This is a genomic window from Pseudomonas sp. Eth.TT006 (assembly GCF_054456575.1).
In genome coordinates, this window is sequence record NZ_JBTJEN010000018.1 from 26,677 (window position 1) to 42,732 (window position 16,056).

A 16,056-nucleotide genomic window follows, 5' to 3' on the forward strand; every position below is an offset into this window, starting at 1 on the left:
CACAAAACCCTGTGGGAGCGGGCTTGCTCGCGAAGGGGGCAACTCGGTAATTCAGTCCGAGAGCCCCATCACCCGCCGATAAAACTTCCATTCCTGCTCCAGCGCATGCGCCTGATTCACCGCCCGGCGAAAGCCATGGCGTTCTTCAGCGTAATAGTGCGCCTCGACCACAACGCCATTGCGCTCCAGCGCCGCAACCATGTCGCGGGTCTGTTGCGGCACGACCACGGCGTCCAGTTCACCCTGAAAGAAAATCACCGGCACGCGGATGTTGCTCGCGTGCAGCAGCGGTGTGCGCGCTGCGTAGCGCTCTGCGTCCTGCTTGGGATCGCCGATCAGCCAGTCGAGGTAATCGCCTTCGAACTTGTGCGTCGCCCGCGCCAGCGCCACCGGGTCGCTGACCCCATACAAACTGGCACCGGCGCGGAACACCTGATGAAACGCCAACGCGCACAACGTGGTGTAACCCCCGGCACTGCCGCCACGAATGAATGCCCGTTCGCCGTCGATCAGGCCTTGTTCAGCGAGATACGTCACCACTGCGCAAGCGTCTTCGACATCCACGTCACCCCAGCTCAAGTGCAGAGCCTGCCGATATTCGCGGCCATAACCGCTGCTGCCCCGGTAGTTGAGGTCGGCAACGGCGAACCCGCGTTGCGTCCAGTACTGGATACGCGGATCGAGCATCGGGTAGCAGGCCGAAGTCGGACCTCCATGGATAAACACCACAAGCGGCGGTTGCGCCTGATCGTTCATCGCCGGATAGAAGAAACCGTGAGCCTCACCGCTGCCGCTCGGGTAGCGCAAAGTCTGCGGACGGCTGATGCGCTCCGCCGCCAGAGGTGCAACACCGCCGGCCAGCACCTGCACCGAGTGGGTGGCGCAATCGATCGCAATCACCGCTGACGGACTGATCGGCGAGGCAGCAATGCAGTAGATGAATTGCTGATCCAGCGCCAGATGGCGGAAGCGACTGTAGTCACCGGTAAAATCCTGGTCGCCGAGCGTCAGGCGACCAAAACCGCTCTCGGTCCGGCTAGCCAGATACGAGTCGCCCACTGGCAACCAGGTGCAGCCGCCCATTTGCCAAGGCGCGGGCGCATGGTCGACCTGCGCGGCTGGCAAAGGTCGCAAGCCGTCACCGGTTTCAGCCCACGGCTGCCAGAATCCGCCGCGATCGGTCAGGCACAAAAGGCGGTTTTCGGCATCGAAACGCGGTTGCTGGATCGACTCTTCACGCTCGGCGCCCGCCACGCAACGCGGGGAGCCGAATGCACCGTTGCTCAGGCGCTCAGCCACCATCAAACGCGTTGAGGTCCATGGCTGATGCGGCCGACTCCACTCGATCCAGGCCAGCCGCGAACCGTCCGGGCTGATGATCGGTGCCGCATAAAAATCCGCACCCTCAGCCAATACACGCCGTGCGCCATCGGCCAAATCAATTGCCACCAGCCGATGCTGATCCTGCTGTTCCTCAGCTGCCAGAACCTGGCCGAAAGCAAAATGCAGATCGCCATAACGACACTCGCCCGACGTCAGCGCCTCCGGTGCGCCTTCCAATGTCTGCCGATAAAGCTGCTGGTCTGCCTCATTGACGAAAATCACCCCGTCCGCCGTCAGACAAAACGCACCACCGCCATATTCGTACACCCGACTGCGCACACTGAAGCCATCCGGCGTCAGACATTTCGCTACACCGTCGCGCCACTGCCAGATCCGGCACGCGGCATCTGCCGGGCGATATTCATTCCAGAACAATCCGTTGGCGCCGAGCTGCAGTTCGGCGAAGTCCGTGCCGGCGGCGACGGCCTGGGCGGCGCTGAAAGGCTCAGCCCTTGGCGATGAGGCGCGAGTTTCGTTCATTACGGAAGGCCAATTGTTCGATGGTCTGGGTGGCGTGTTCGGCTTCTTCGCGGGCCTTGAGGATCACGCCGTGATCTGCGGATTTGCTGCATACCGGGTCGGCGTTACTCGCGTCGCCCGTGAGCATGAAGGCCTGACAGCGGCAGCCGCCGAAATCCTGTTCCTTCTCGTCGCAGGAGCGGCATGGCTCGGGCATCCAGTCGTAACCGCGAAAGCGGTTGAAGCCGAACGAGTCGTACCAGATGTGCTGCATGCTGTGATCGCGCACATTGGGAAATTGTACCGGCAGCTGTCGGGCGCCATGACAGGGCAGGGCCGTACCGTCCGGGGTGACCGTCAGAAACAGGCTGCCCCAGCCGTTCATGCAGGCTTTCGGGCGTTCCTCGTAGTAATCCGGGGTGACGAATATCAGCTTGCACGGATGCCCTTCGGCTTCGAGTTTGGCGCGGTATTCGTTGGTGATGCGTTCAGCGCGCACCAGTTGTTCCTTGGTCGGCAACAGGCCGACGCGATTGAGCTGCGCCCAGCCGTAGAACTGGCAGGTGGCGAGTTCGACGAAGTCGGCCTCCAGCGCGATGCACAGCTCGATGATGCGGTCGATCTTGTCGATGTTGTGCCGGTGGGTGACGAAGTTCAGCACCATCGGATAGCCGTGAGCCTTCACCGCCCGGGCCATTTCCAGCTTCTGCGCAAAGGCTTTTTTCGAGCCGGCGAGCAGGTTGTTCACTTGCTCGTCACTGGCCTGGAAACTGATCTGGATGTGGTCGAGGCCGGCCTTTTTGAAGTCGCTGATTTTCTGCTCGGTCAGACCGATGCCGGAGGTGATCAGGTTGGTGTAAAAACCCAACTGCCGCGCTTCACGAATCAGCTCGGCGAGGTCCTGGCGCACCAGCGGCTCGCCACCGGAAAAGCCCAGTTGCGCCGCGCCCATTTCCCGCGCTTCGCGGAAGACCTTGATCCACTGCTCGGTGCTCAGCTCTTTGCCCTGCTCGGCGAAATCCAGTGGATTGGAGCAGTACGGACATTGCAGCGGGCAGCGGTAGGTCAGCTCGGCGAGCAACCACAGCGGCAGGCCGATCTCGGGCTTGGGCGGCAGATCAGGCAAGTTCGATCCAGTGCTGCGCACGGGCAACCTCCATGAATTGCTCGATGTCATCGCCGAGCTCGGGCACACCAGGGAATTGCTCATCGAGTTTGCCGATGATCGCCGCGACGTCGCGTTCCCCGTCGATCAGAGCACCGATCAGCGCGGCCGTCTCATTGAGCTTGATCATGCCCTCGGGGTAGAGCAGCACGTGGCCTTTCTGCGCCGGTTCGTACTGGAAGCGGTAGCCGGGACGCCAGATCGGGACTTTGCTGCGATCGAAACTCATAAGGTGATTCCTTTGTGCCAGACCCGTTGCTCGGTGACGCTGTGATACGGCGGGCGATTCAGTTCGTAAGCCATGCTCATGGCATCGAGCATGCTCCAAAGAATGTCCAGTTTGAACTGGAGAATTTCCAGCATGCGCTCTTGGCCTTCGCGGGTCTTGTAGTGCTCAAGCGTGATCGCCAGACCATGCTCGACATCGCGCCGCGCCTGGCCGAGGCGGGTGCGGAAGTATTCGTAGCCGGCCGGGTCGATCCACGGGTAATGCTGCGGCCAGCTGTCGAGGCGCGACTGGTGAATCTGCGGCGCGAACAGCTCGGTCAGCGAGCTGCTGGCGGCTTCCTGCCAACTGGCGCGGCGGGCGAAGTTGACGTAGGCGTCGACGGCGAAACGCACGCCGGGCAGCACCAGTTCCTGTGAGCGCAGTTGATCCGGATCGAGCCCGACCGCTTGCCCGAGGCGCAGCCAGGCTTCAATACCGCCGTCTTCGCCGGGAGCGCCGTCGTGGTCGAGCAGACGTTGAATCCACTCGCGGCGGATCTCGCGATCAGGGCAGTTGGCGAGGATGGCTGCGTCTTTCAGGGGGATGTTCACCTGATAATAGAAGCGATTGGCGACCCAGCCCTGAATCTGTTCGCGGGTGGCGCGGCCTTCATACATCGCCACGTGGTACGGGTGGTAGATGTGGTAATAGGCGCCCTTTGCGCGCAGGGCGGCTTCGAATTCGCTGGGGGACATTGGCGTGTCGGTCATGTCTGGTCTCCGGGAGCAAGCGTTGGATTCTGTGGTGTCTATCAGGACGCCATCGCTGGCAAGCCAGCTCCCACAGGGTTTTTGTGTGCGCCACAAATCCTGTGTGGGAGCGGGCTTGCTCGCGAAGAGGCCATCCGCTACAGCACGATACTCATGCCATCAAACGCCACTTCAACATTACGCCGCACCAGCTCCGCACGCTCCTGCGAATCCTCGTCGAGAATCGGGTTGGTGTTGTTGATGTGGATAAGCACCTTGCGCTGCTCAGGCAACTGCTCCAGCACTTCGAGCATGCCGCCGGGGCCGTTCTGCGCCAGATGGCCCATCTCGCGACCGGTGCGGGTGCCGACGCCGCGGCGCTGCATTTCATCGTCGTCCCACAGCGTGCCGTCCACCAGCAGGCAGTCGCTGCCGGCCATGATTTCCAGCAGCGGCGCGTCGACCTTGCCCAGGCCGGGGGCGTAGAACAGTTTGCCGCCGGTGTTGAGGTCTTCGACGATCAGACCGATGTTGTCGCCCGGGTGCGGGTCGAAACGGTGCGGCGAGTAGGGCGGCGCGGCGCTGCGCAACGGCAGCGGGGTGAAACGCAGGTTCGGGCAGGCGGCGACGGTGAAGCTCTGGTCGAGTTCGATACGGTTCCAGTTCAACCCGCCGTTCCAGTGGGTAAGCATTTTGAACAGCGGGAAACCGGTGCTCAGGTCTTCGTGAACCATGTCCGTGCACCACACCTGATGCGGGCAGCCTTCACGCAGGCTGAGCAGGCCGGTGGTGTGGTCGATCTGGCTGTCCATCAGGATAATCGCGCTGATCCCGGTGTCCCGCAGGGCACGGCCCGGTTGCATCGGGGCGAAGCTCTGCAGTTGTGCGCGGATGTCCGGCGAGGCGTTGCACAGCACCCAGTTCACACCGTCATCGGAAATCGCAATGGACGATTGGGTGCGGGCCTTGGCATTCAGGCTGCCGTCGCGAAAGCCTGCGCAATTGACGCAGTTGCAGTTCCACTGCGGAAATCCGCCACCGGCGGCCGAACCCAGAATCTGGACGAACATGAACGCTCCCATCTTTCAACGCTGAAAATAAAACGCCCCGGCGAGCCGAGGCGTTGCACTGCAAGTCTGCGTAGCAGAACTCAGCGGCTGGCGAAGTACATGGTGACTTCGAAGCCGATACGCAGGTCGGTGTAAGCCGGTTTGGTCCAGGACATGGGTGTCTCCTTCAGGGTGGGTGGGATAGCGCTGTCCATAGTTATAGTCCACGGCAACGCAGGGATGTTCCAAATAGTTAGGCGGCTATGTTACTCAAAATTTCCGGGTGTTTGCCCGTGAATCTTTGAGAAAGCTCCTTACAGCTTGGGTAACGATCATTTTCCGGCTTGCCACGGCGTGCCCGGTGACGCGCCGCTGGCCAGACAGTGCCAGCCAGCCTCGCTGAGCAAGCGTTGCGCAGCCGCCAGCAGTGCCGGACGCTGCAGGTGTGCGATGGCTGCGATCAGTTGCGGCAGATAATCCGACGAGTGGCCGGCAAGTTTGGCCTGCCACAGCAGTTCGGCGGCGTCTTTGGTGGACAGGTTATTCTCGTCGAATTGCTCGGCAAGTGCCTGGCGCTGCTGGTTGAAACTGTGGTCATCCAGAGATCCGATCAGCTCGGGAACACTGGCGAGGAATTGCTGGATATGCCCGAGCAACGCCGTTGGCGCGACGCTCGGCGACTGCACGCCAAACAGCAATCCGGTCTGGCCATGCAGCTGGCGCAATCCGCTGAACACCGCATAACCCAACTGCAATTCCACACGCAGGCGCTGGTAGAACGGTGTCTGGCATAGTTGCGCGAGCAGGCGCCAGGCGGCTTCGTCGGCGATCTCTCGGCTCGCGGTCGGGCAGAACAGCAGCAGTGCATGTTCGCTGGAAGCTGTGTCGATGTTGTTCCAGATCTGCCCAGAACTGCTCATCGCCGCTGTTGGAATCTGGTTGTCCGGAATGCCGGGGATGCGACTCAGGGCCAGGCCCAAGGCGGATTGGGTTTGAGCGTTGAGGCCCAGGGCCAGTCCGTCCCAACGGGACGTTGTCCACAGCTGTTTGATATCGTCCGAGCGTGGTGCTGCTGGCAGGCAGGTTTGCGGTAATGCTCTGAGCAACTGGCGGATCGGGATCAGCAGCGCTTCCGGCTCTGAGCTGGCGGAATCGGCATCAACCTGCGTCAGACATTTCAGCGCATGCTCCAGGACGCCGGGCATCGGTTCTTGCAGGCCGGTCAGTTTCAGCAGCCACTGGGTGCCGCTGGTGCTCAACGACAGCTCGACTCCGGCCTGACGCGCATCCTCTTGGGTTTGTCGCAGACTGCGCTGCAGCTTACCGAGCAGATCGTCCGTGGCTGCTGTTTCCAACTGCCAGCGCAAGTAGATCGCGCGTTCATCGCCACTGTCGGCCAAGGCCTGGCTGAATTGCATCGGCGAGCGTTCGCGGCGGCTGCGGGAGCGGTCCTGCGCGAACGTACGCAGACCCCGGTGGGCACTGGTTTGTCCACGAATCAGTCCAGCGTTGGCCAGCGGCTCGCTGGAACCGAGGAAAGGGTTGGCGGCAGGCAGGTGCCAATGCGCGCTGAAGTTATCCACAACGCCGATGTCATGCAGGATCTGTTTGAGAGCGACCACGCCGTTCTCCGACAAGCCGTGTTCAAGCTGTTCACTGTCGAGGCGCGCCAGTTGCAGTGCGCCACTGACTTGCTGCTGACGTTCCTGCAGTTTCGCGTACTCCTCGCGCAACACCGCCCAATCCTGTTGCGCGGCGAAGAAACTCAGCCAATCCAGTACCTGTGCGCGAATAGCGTCTAGAGATTCGGCACGGGCAGTGAATTGCAGATGCAGTAAGGCTTGCCCGGCAAACTGGTACAGCGGCGTAGCTTTCAGGCTGTCCGCGAGGCCCAGTTGCTGCAGATTGGCCTGCAGGCCACCGGGCTTGGCGTTGTTCATCCAATGACAGAGAAACGCCGGTGCCTCGGCGGATGAATCGGGCAGCGCTTCGAAGGCGAACAGCATATTGCAGTACTGCACGCCTGCCTGTTGATAACTTTTTACCTGCAGTGGCTGGGTGGCCGCTTGCGCAACGTTATCCCCAACCGGCAGCGCTGCAGCGAACTGCTGCGCCATCGCGCGCAACTCCTCAATGCTCTGCGGCCCGACCAGACTCAGGGTCATCTGGCCGCTGCAATAAAAGCGCTGATGGAAATCTTTCAACGCCTGCTGAAATGCCGGCTGCTCGACCTTCAGGCTGTCGCGATTGCCCGCATGAAATCCGCGCAACGGATGCGTTGCCGGCAAACCCTCGTACAAGGACAGTGCCTGCTGTGCCACGGGATCCTGCGACCACGCGATAAATTCCGCTTCCAGCACTTCGCGTTCACGCAATTGATCGTCCACATTCATACGCGGTCGGGCGAGCATGTCTGACAGACGCTCAAGCCCGGCGCCGAAGGCCGAGGTCGGCGATTCAAAGAAGAAATCGGTGGTGCGCTCGCGGGTGCTGGCATTCACCTGACCGCCATGCCTTTGCACATAGGCCATCAGCGTCTGCTCGGCAGGAAAGCGTTCGGTGCCGAGAAACAGCAAATGCTCAAGGAAATGTGCGAGCCCCGGCCACTCCAGCGGCACATCATGACTACCGGCGGCCACCCGCAGCGCGGCGGCACTGCGCTTCAAGCCAGGCACATGACGCAGGGTCACGCGCAAGCCGTTGGCCAGGGTTTCGGTGTGGGGGCGGGGGTGAGTCGGCGCAGGCATGGGCACTTCCAGAACAGTGAAGTGCCAATGCTAGCGGATTGCGTGGGGTCAGCGCTTGTTCAGTGCGTGGTAAAGCTCGGGACGGCGATCACTGAGGTAGCGATTGGCGGCGCGGGAATCGGCCATCAACTGCCGATCCAGCTCGCCGACGATCAGCGCTTCATCCAGGCCGGCCAGGGCGATTTGGTTGCCGTCCGGAGCGGCGATGCTGCTTTGCCCGCAATAGTGGATCTCGCCTTCGTTACCGCAATAGTTGGCGTAGGCCACGTAGCACTGGTTTTCGAAGGCGCGGGAGCGCACGGTGACGTCGGCGACGAAATCGAACGGGATCATGTTCGCGGTCGGCACCAGAATCAGTTCGGCGCCGGCCAGCGCCAGACGCCGCGCGTTTTCCGGAAACTCCAGGTCGTAGCAGATCAGGAAACCGAGCTTCCAGCCGTTGAGTTCCACCACTGGAAACGCATCGTCGCCGGGGCTGAACATCGAGCGGTCCAGATCACCGAACAGATGAGTCTTGCGGTAGTTGCACAAGCGTTCGCCGTGCGCGTCGATCAATTGCACGGCGTTGTAGATCTGGCCGTCAGCGGTACGCTCCGGATAACCGTAGACAATCGCCAGCCCGGCGGCTTTGGCGATGCGGCCGATCTGCTGCGCCCATTCACCGTTGTAGACCTCGGCCAAGGTACTGACCGCCTCGGCACCGATGTTGTAGCCGGTCAGAAACATCTCCGGCAACACCAGCAGGTCGGCGCCCTTGGCCTCCATCGCCACTCGGTGCAGACGTTGCAGGTTGGCGGCGGGTTCCAGTGGCAGCGGTGGACATTGGTAAAGGGCTACACGCATCGGGGATTCCTCTTACTCGGGCAGGGCGATAGGGCCGATGTCTTTGAACACATCACCCGGTCCCGGGTTCTCTTTATGTGTCGAACCGCCGAAATGCTTCATGATCCCCCACACCGCGTTAAGCGAAGTCTGCACCGCACCTTCGACCCACGCCGGGGTCCACGATACGTCGTCACCGGCGATGAAAATTCCGCGCTGCTCGGCCGGCATGTCGTCCTGCATGAAGTGCGCGTACATGCGCTGGTTGTAGCGATAGTGGCCGGGCAGGGCGCCTTTGAATGCGCCGAGGAAGTACGGATCGGCTTCCCACGACACGGTGATTGGATCGCCGATGATCCGCGCGGCGATATCGACTTTCGGGTAAATCTTCTTCAACGCGTTCAACGCCAGTTCCACACGTTTTTCCACCGGGTGCGGCAGCATCTTCAGCGCGTCGCTCATCCACGAGTACGACAGGCAGATCACCCCCGGCTTGTCGTCGCCGTTGTCGAACAGATAGGTGCCACGGGTCAGACGATCGGTGAGGGTCATGCTCATCAGGTCGCGGCCGGTTTCCGGATCCTTGTCCTTCCAGAACGGGCGGTCGACCATCACGAAGGTCTTCGAGGACTGCATGTAGCGCGTGCGGTCCAGCGCCATCCACATCTTCTGCGAGAACAGGGTTTCATCGCATTCGATCTGGGTGGTCAGCAGCCAGCTCTGGCAGGTGGTCAGCACGGCAGCGTATTCGCGGGTGTCGCCGTTGTTGTCGGTGACGGCGAAGCGGCCGTCCGGCGCGTGGGCGATTTTTTTCACGCCGGAACGCGGCGCACCACGGTGCAGGGATTTCAGGCTGGTGCCTTCAGGCCAGTGCACGCAACGTTCCGGCACATGGCGCCAGATGCCTTGCGGCACTTGTTCCACGCCGCCGACCACCAGGTGCTGATGGTCGTCGCAGTTGGTCATCACCACGCGGAAGATTTCCAGCATCGAGTTGGGGAAGTCCGAGTCCCAGCCGCCCGTGCCGAAGCCAACCTGGCCAAACACTTCGCGGTGATGGAACGACAGCTTGGCAAAGGCTTTGGAGGTGGCCACGAAGTCGTAGAACGTGCGGTCATCCCACAGCGGCACAAGCTTGTTCCACAGCTCCTTGAGGCGAGGCACATCGCGGTCGCGGATCGCCTGCTGGATATCGGCGAACTGGGAACCGGCCTCCAATGCATCCGCCCAGGCGTCAGCCACTTCCTGGAACAGTGCAGGAAGATCCTTCAGGCTTTGTGCGTAATGGGTTTTGCCTTCCAGATCGATCACCGTGCTGCCGGAGGCTGGCGTCAGCGGGTTGGGGAAGGGCTTGGTTTCGAGGCCGAGCTTGTCGACGTAGTGATAGAACGCGGTGGAGGACACGGGGAAACGCATGCCACCCAGCTCTGCGACAATGCCGTCGGTGCCGTTGAACGCTTGCGAGCGCAGGCGCCCGCCGAGCTTCGACGCCTCGTAAACCACCGGTTTCAAGCCGAGCTTCATCAGCTCGTAGGCGGCCACCAGGCCAGCGATGCCAGCGCCGACAATCGCCACTTCGGCACCGTGGTGCTGTTCAGGAATGCTGCCGAGGCCGGCCGGGTGTTCAATCCAGTCGTCGAACGCGAAGGGAAAGTCCGGACCGAAAATGGTGACTGGTTTCTTACCGTCTGCAGGATGGCGATTGTTCTTGTTCATGGCTGACCTTGCTGGCGACCCGACGCCGAATGCGCGTCTGAGTATAGGAAAAGATGCCAGCCATTCTAGGGAGCACGGAATACGTTAATAAGACGCAAAGTGTCGTCGTTTTGCTATTTGTTTGAACATAATGACGATATTGAACGTCAATTCGACCACTTCTGGAAGCGGGCTTGCCCTCGAAGAGGCCTTTCCATTCAACTAAGAATTCCCGGTGGGAAAACCTAGACCGGCTGCCCCCGATCAATCTTGCTGCTCAAAATAATCGACGTCGTGGTCTTCTCCACACCATCGACACTGCCAATCTGATCCAGCAACTGATCCAGCTGTTCTGGCGAATCGGTGCGCAACCACGCCACATAATCAAACTCGCCACTCACTGCACACAGCTGCTGCACCTGCGCCATCGCACTCAAGCGCCGCAACACATCCTTGCCGGAACGCGGCTGCACCTTGATCCCGACATAAGCCTGCAACCCGCCATCCACCACTCGTTGCCCCAGACGCACGCCATAGCCGGTGATCACCTTGGCCTTTTCCAGCCGCGCCAGACGAGAGGTGACGGTGGTGCGGGCGATCCCGAGCTGCCGAGCGAGCATGGCCACGCTCTCGCGGGCGTTGATCTGCAGGGCGGCGATCAGTTGGCGGTCGATTTCATCGAGTGCGGGGGGGCGGGTGTCGGGCAAGGGGTGGCTCCATGGGGGCAGAGGCGTTGAGTTGCGCATGTTACAGACACTATTGGCAACGCGCTTGCGGGCGCCATTTAAACGTATCACCCAGGCACCGACGTGATCGCGCTGCGGTAACAATACATCGGATATTTGATTTGACTTGCCCGGCTCATTTATCAAAAATGCCCGCAAGAGCGCGAAATCTGCTGCCTTGCAGGGCATTAGCGGACGTAGGTACCTCAGCGATGCTGCAACATCGGTGTAAGGTGAGACCTCTTCACCCCAGTTCCTGAGGGTGCAAATATCGGGATTCAAACATCAAGGGCAGCCAAATGGCTGCCCTTTTCTTTGTCTTCAAGAATGTATCGCTTGTACAGAAGCTCACCTTGCCGGTGCTTGTTCATGGCTCTTGCCGGAGCGTGCATGAAGTTCCAGAGGACATGCCCGTTTCGCACGTCGACCACAACCAGCATGTCGTTTTTTGCCTCATAGGCATTGATGAATGCCATTCGGTATCCGCCATTATCGTAAAGGACTTTCCATACTTCGAAAGGGCCTGTCAGCGTATCAATGGCATGTCGAACATAGCGCTCTCGGGAGTCTGGACGTTTCTCGACGATATGGGCCAGTTTGTCTCTCATGATCGCAACGTTCCCGATAGGCGTGAGAATGGTGACCGCCAACAAGGAGTCGTCGACAAACCCAAAGTGATCCAAGAGGATTTTGAGGGCGCCTTCCGCGTCCTCGGCTCTTTTTACTTCCTCGATTGCGGCTGACCGAAGCTCTCTCGATAACATTCTCAAATCAGGTAAGGCAAGGTCGATCCAGGTTGGCTGGTCGGCTGCTTCCTTTATCAGTGGCGCAGCATTCGCGAGCATAAAACGATCCTGGACGGGCAATGGCGTCCGGAGATTACTCGTCTGTAGAAACGGTCAACAAGACAGCGGAGGGGAGGAAAATTTGAATTCGGAACATTCCTACAGTCGTTGCGGATATGTACGGCAAAAGTGCGGTGGCGTAGGTTGATTGGTGACTGGCGGAGGTTCGCGCAACTTGCTTTGGGTCGCGACTGCGATTCTTGGTGCCCCGTCAAACCTTCGCCTGACATGCGCCAAGTCCCCCCCCCACCCCTTTTGAGCGGATAAACAACTTTCAGGAAAATGTTTCGAGCATTGCGCTCGCCAAGGCTGAGTCTCTAACCATTCACCCAATAAAAAGCCGCGCATTCGCACGGCTTTTTGATGTTTGGTGGGCCCACACGGACTTGAACCGTGGACCAAAGGATTATGAGTCCTCTGCTCTAACCAACTGAGCTATAGGCCCTCAGTAGGTCGCGGATTATAGCGACGGTTTGGCGGCTGTGCTATCCGAATAATCCGATACGGTTACACGCAGAAACGTCGCGGCGAATTCTTCGGGGGGCAGGGGCAGGCTGACGATGTAGCCCTGGATCTGTTCGCAGCCTTCGGCGGCGAGGAATTGTTGTTGCGCCTGGGTTTCCACGCCTTCGGCAATCACGGTGAATTGCATGCTGCGGCCCAGGGCGATGATCGCTCGGACAATCGCCGCATCGTGGGGGTCATCGGGCAGTCCGCGAACAAAAGACTGGTCGATTTTGAGGATATCCAGCGGCAGGCGCTTGAGGTAACTGAGCGAGGAATAGCCGGTGCCAAAGTCGTCGATTGCCAGTTGTACGCCCAGGTGTTTGAGCTGATGCAGCACCGCCAGAGCCTCTTCGGCCTGACTCATGATGAAGTTTTCGGTAATTTCCAGTTGCAGTAAATCCGGCTGCAAATGGTTTTCCCTGAGCAGTTGTTCGATGCGTCCGAGCAGGTTCGGCTGGCGCAACTGTGCTCCAGCGAGGTTGACCGACAGCGGGCCGAGGCTGTCGTAGATCTGGTTCCATTCGAACATCTGCCGGCAGGCGGTCTCCAGTACCCAATCGCCAATCTGCAGGATCATGCCGTTTTCTTCGGCCAACGGAATGAAATGCTCCGGCGGCACATCGCCAAAGGTCGGATGACGCCAGCGAATCAATGCTTCGGCACCCACCAGACGATGATCGTCGAGGCTGATTTTCGGTTGGTAATAGAGGAACAGTTCGTCGCGCTCGATGGCCCGGCGCAGCTCGTGCTCCAGCGCAATACGTTCGCTGGCTTGGGCGGTGAGGTCGCGGGTGTAGCTTTCGACGCGGTTGCGGCCCTTGGCCTTGGAGCGGTACATCGCCGCGTCGGCGTTTTTTACCAGGGTGGCGACATCGCAGCCGTCGCGGGGGTACAGACTGGTGCCGATACTGGCGCTGATGAAGAACTCGTGTTCGCCGGCCTGGAACGGTGCGCCGAAGCAGTTGAGCAATTTGCTGGCGATGTGGTCGGCGTCGCTGGCCTGTTGCAGGCCTGGCAGCAGGATGATGAATTCGTCGCCGCCCAGGCGTGCGACGGTGTCAATGTCGCGTAGCTGTTCCTTCAACCGCACCGCGATGCCCTTGAGCAGCAGGTCGCCGACCGGATGGCCAAGGCTGTCGTTGATGTGTTTGAACCGGTCGAGATCGAGAAACAGTACCGCGCCCTGACCGCCGTTTTCCTGCTGGCTGTTCAGTGCGGTGAGCAGGCGACTCTCAAACAGCGTGCGATTCGGCAGGCCGGTGAGCGGATCGTGATGCGCCTGATAATCGAGCTTGGCCTGGGCGTGCTTGAGGCTGGAAATATCGGCAAACACCGCGACGAAATGGGTGATGAACTTGTCGCGATTGCGCACAGCGCTGATGGTCAGCCAGCTCGGATACAGCTCGCCATTCTTGCGCCGGTTGGAAATCTCCCCCTGCCAGTGCCCCTCGTCGGTCAACTGATGCCACATCGCTGCGTAAAACGCGCTGTCATGCAGGCCCGAGGCGAGCAGGCGCGGGGTGTGGCCCAGGGCTTCGCTTTCGCTGTAGCCGGTGATTTCGGTGAAGGCGCGATTGACCGCGCTGATGTGCTGCTGAGTATCGGTGATCAGCACGCCTTCGGCGGTACTCTCAAAGACCGTAGCGGCCTGCTGCAGTTTTTCCTGCATCAGATGGCGCTCGGTGATGTCCCGGGCGATGGTCAGCATGCAGTCTTCGTCGCCGATTGGCAGCGGACGACTGGACACCTCGCAGAGGCGGATCTGCCCGTCGCTGCGGCGGATATGGCAGGTGAAGTCGCGGACGAAACCATCCCGGTGCAGCAGGTCGAGCATCTGTTTGCGTTCGTTGAGGTTGACCCAGATCCCCAGATCCAGGGCCGAGCGGTCCACTGACATCGCGCTGTTGAACCCGGTGATGCGGCTGAAACCCTCGTTAACCTCCAGCAGCAGGCCATCGCTCTGACGTGACAGCAGCAAACCGTCCGGCGAGGCATGGAAGGCCTTGGCGAACTTCTCTTCCGAGGTTTGCAGTTGCTGTTGGGTTTCCTTGAGCTGGGAAATGTCACGTACCACGACGACCAGCGCCGGAGTGGTGTCGAGGTCGAACGGTTCGGCGGAAATCAGGCCGGTGAACATCTGGCCATTGTTGCGGCGAAAGGGCATTTCCAGGTTGCGGATGCTGCCGGCCTGCAAACGCTGCAACAACCCCGGACCAACTCCCGGAATGCCCCAGATGCTCAGTTCGGTAGCGGTCTGGCCGATCACTTCCTCGGCCTTGAGGCCGATCTGTTCTTCAAAGGCTTCGTTGACCTCCAGCAGGCAGCCATCCGACAGCCGCGCAATCACCAGAATGTCCGGGCATTGCTGGAATACCGACGCGAACTTCTGCTCCGACAGGCGCAGCGCTTCTTCGGTGCGCTTGGTTTCGCTGATGTCGATCATCAGCCCGCGCATCACTGGCTCATGCCCGTGTTCAATCAGGCTGACGATGTCGCGTACCCAAAGGCAGCGCCCGTCTGCGGTAATCACCCGATAGTCGAGGGTGTGATCGCGTCCCTCGCGCACCGCGTCATCGCAAATGGCCTGAGCGCGGGTCAGGTCGGCCGGGTGAATGATGTTGCGCCAGAACCCCGGGATCAGCCAGTGCGCCTGTGGATAACCGAGCAGATCCTCGGCGTGGGGCGACACATAGCTGTAGGTGAAGTCGCTCATGCGTGCTTCCCAGGCAATCGCCGACAGACTCTCCACCAGGCCGCGGTAGTGGTATTCGCTACTGCGCAGTTCCTGTTCAAGGTCGACGCGCCGGGCGATCTCGGAGCTCAAGCGGCGGTTGATGCGAATGACCACCGCCAGAATGATCATCAGCAAAACCAGGCCCGGCAGGCCGTAGATCAGCAGGTCTGACCAGAAGGTCCGATGGTCCAGGACATTGCCGACCCAGTGCTCCTGAATGCTGCTGATTTCCTCCGGACTCATGTCCGCCAGGACTTTATCCAGAATGCCCACCAGCATCTTGTTGTCACGTGGCACACCCATGGCCAACTGATATCGATATGGGGTTTCGCCGCTGACGTACAAGCCGTCGAGCTTGAGCTGGCGCAGGCTCCAGACGCTGGACGCGAGGTCACCGACCACCGCATCGACTTCGTCGGTCGCCAGCGCCTGCAGGGCCGAACTGACATTGGGCATGGCCACCAGATTCAGGTCGGGATGATGGGTGCGCAGCAGTTCGTGGGGGGCATAGTTTTCCACCACGGCGATCTTCAGGCCGTACAGGTCCTCGATTTTCCGCGGTTGCGCGCCGCCGACGTGGGAGAGGATCACGATCGGGAAGTCGAGGTAGGGGCGGGTGAACGACAAATAGTTCTGGCGTTCGGGCGTGGACATGATCCCCGGCAGCAGGTCGATCTTGCCGGTTTTCACCTGAGCCAGTACCTCGGTCCAGCTCGACGGCTCGATCGGGGTCAGTTTGATCGCCAGGCGTTGACGGATCACCTCGATGTAATCAGCGGCCAGGCCTTGATAGCGATTCTGCTCGTCGCGGAACTCAAAGGGCGGCCACGAGGCATCGACACCCAGACGCAAGTCCGGGTGAGCCGCGAGCCAGCTACGTTCTTCATCGGTCAGAGTCAGCGCGTCAGCCGTTGCGGTCCAGATTATCAGTGACAGCAAGAAAAGCACGGGCGCCAGTCTGGGCATAA

Annotated in this window: 12 protein-coding genes and 1 tRNA gene; all 13 read right to left on the reverse strand. The window is 60.5% G+C overall.

Going from position 1 to position 16,056, the window contains the following annotated elements; genetic code table 11:
• Positions 1 to 51: 51 nt before the first annotated feature.
• The 13 genes from ACXR0M_RS23640 to ACXR0M_RS23700 all read right to left on the reverse strand — a co-directional run bounded on the left by ACXR0M_RS23640 (position 52) and on the right by ACXR0M_RS23700 (position 16,054).
• Positions 52 to 1,863, reverse strand: a complete 1,812-nt coding sequence (locus ACXR0M_RS23640) for a S9 family peptidase (RefSeq protein ID WP_458834079.1) — start codon at positions 1,861 to 1,863, stop codon at positions 52 to 54.
• Entirely contained in the window at positions 1,829 to 2,968 is a 1,140-nt protein-coding gene (gene pqqE / locus ACXR0M_RS23645; protein WP_458834131.1) for a pyrroloquinoline quinone biosynthesis protein PqqE, read from the reverse strand. Before pqqE ends, ACXR0M_RS23640 begins: the two co-directional genes overlap by 35 nt.
• Positions 2,961 to 3,236 (reverse strand): pyrroloquinoline quinone biosynthesis peptide chaperone PqqD, encoded by a 276-nt coding sequence (gene pqqD / locus ACXR0M_RS23650; RefSeq protein ID WP_458834080.1) that lies wholly within the window; start codon positions 3,234 to 3,236, stop codon positions 2,961 to 2,963. The genes pqqE and pqqD overlap by 8 nt, the downstream gene beginning before the upstream one ends.
• Entirely contained in the window at positions 3,233 to 3,985 is a 753-nt protein-coding gene (pqqC, locus tag ACXR0M_RS23655) for a pyrroloquinoline-quinone synthase PqqC (protein ID WP_123469296.1), read from the reverse strand. Before pqqC ends, pqqD begins: the two co-directional genes overlap by 4 nt.
• A 137-nt stretch (positions 3,986 to 4,122) precedes the next feature.
• Complete coding sequence (gene pqqB / locus ACXR0M_RS23660; protein ID WP_458834081.1) at positions 4,123 to 5,034, reverse strand: pyrroloquinoline quinone biosynthesis protein PqqB; 912 nt, start codon at positions 5,032 to 5,034, stop codon at positions 4,123 to 4,125.
• Positions 5,035 to 5,114: 80 nt separating this feature from the next.
• Entirely contained in the window at positions 5,115 to 5,189 is a 75-nt protein-coding gene (gene pqqA, locus ACXR0M_RS23665; protein WP_003422658.1) for a pyrroloquinoline quinone precursor peptide PqqA, read from the reverse strand.
• A gap of 156 nt (positions 5,190 to 5,345) precedes the next feature.
• Entirely contained in the window at positions 5,346 to 7,760 is a 2,415-nt protein-coding gene (pqqF, locus tag ACXR0M_RS23670) for a pyrroloquinoline quinone biosynthesis protein PqqF (protein WP_458834082.1), read from the reverse strand.
• Between the two features lie 48 nt (positions 7,761 to 7,808).
• On the reverse strand, positions 7,809 to 8,603 hold the full coding sequence (locus ACXR0M_RS23675; protein ID WP_458834083.1) for a carbon-nitrogen hydrolase family protein: 795 nt from the start codon (positions 8,601 to 8,603) through the stop codon (positions 7,809 to 7,811).
• A 12-nt stretch (positions 8,604 to 8,615) separates the two neighbouring features.
• Positions 8,616 to 10,298 carry a flavin monoamine oxidase family protein gene (locus tag ACXR0M_RS23680; RefSeq protein ID WP_458834084.1) on the reverse strand — a complete coding sequence of 561 codons (1,683 nt, stop codon included), beginning with the start codon at positions 10,296 to 10,298 and terminating at the stop codon, positions 8,616 to 8,618.
• A 224-nt stretch (positions 10,299 to 10,522) separates the two neighbouring features.
• On the reverse strand, positions 10,523 to 10,984 hold the full coding sequence (locus tag ACXR0M_RS23685; RefSeq protein WP_458834085.1) for an Lrp/AsnC family transcriptional regulator: 462 nt from the start codon (positions 10,982 to 10,984) through the stop codon (positions 10,523 to 10,525).
• A gap of 296 nt (positions 10,985 to 11,280) precedes the next feature.
• Positions 11,281 to 11,847 carry a PBECR2 nuclease fold domain-containing protein gene (locus ACXR0M_RS23690; RefSeq protein ID WP_458834086.1) on the reverse strand — a complete coding sequence of 189 codons (567 nt, stop codon included), beginning with the start codon at positions 11,845 to 11,847 and terminating at the stop codon, positions 11,281 to 11,283.
• A gap of 368 nt (positions 11,848 to 12,215) precedes the next feature.
• A tRNA-Ile gene (locus ACXR0M_RS23695) sits at positions 12,216 to 12,292 on the reverse strand.
• A gap of 15 nt (positions 12,293 to 12,307) precedes the next feature.
• Complete coding sequence (locus tag ACXR0M_RS23700) at positions 12,308 to 16,054, reverse strand: bifunctional diguanylate cyclase/phosphodiesterase (RefSeq protein WP_458834087.1); 3,747 nt, start codon at positions 16,052 to 16,054, stop codon at positions 12,308 to 12,310.
• Between the last annotated feature and the right edge of the window lie 2 nt (positions 16,055 to 16,056).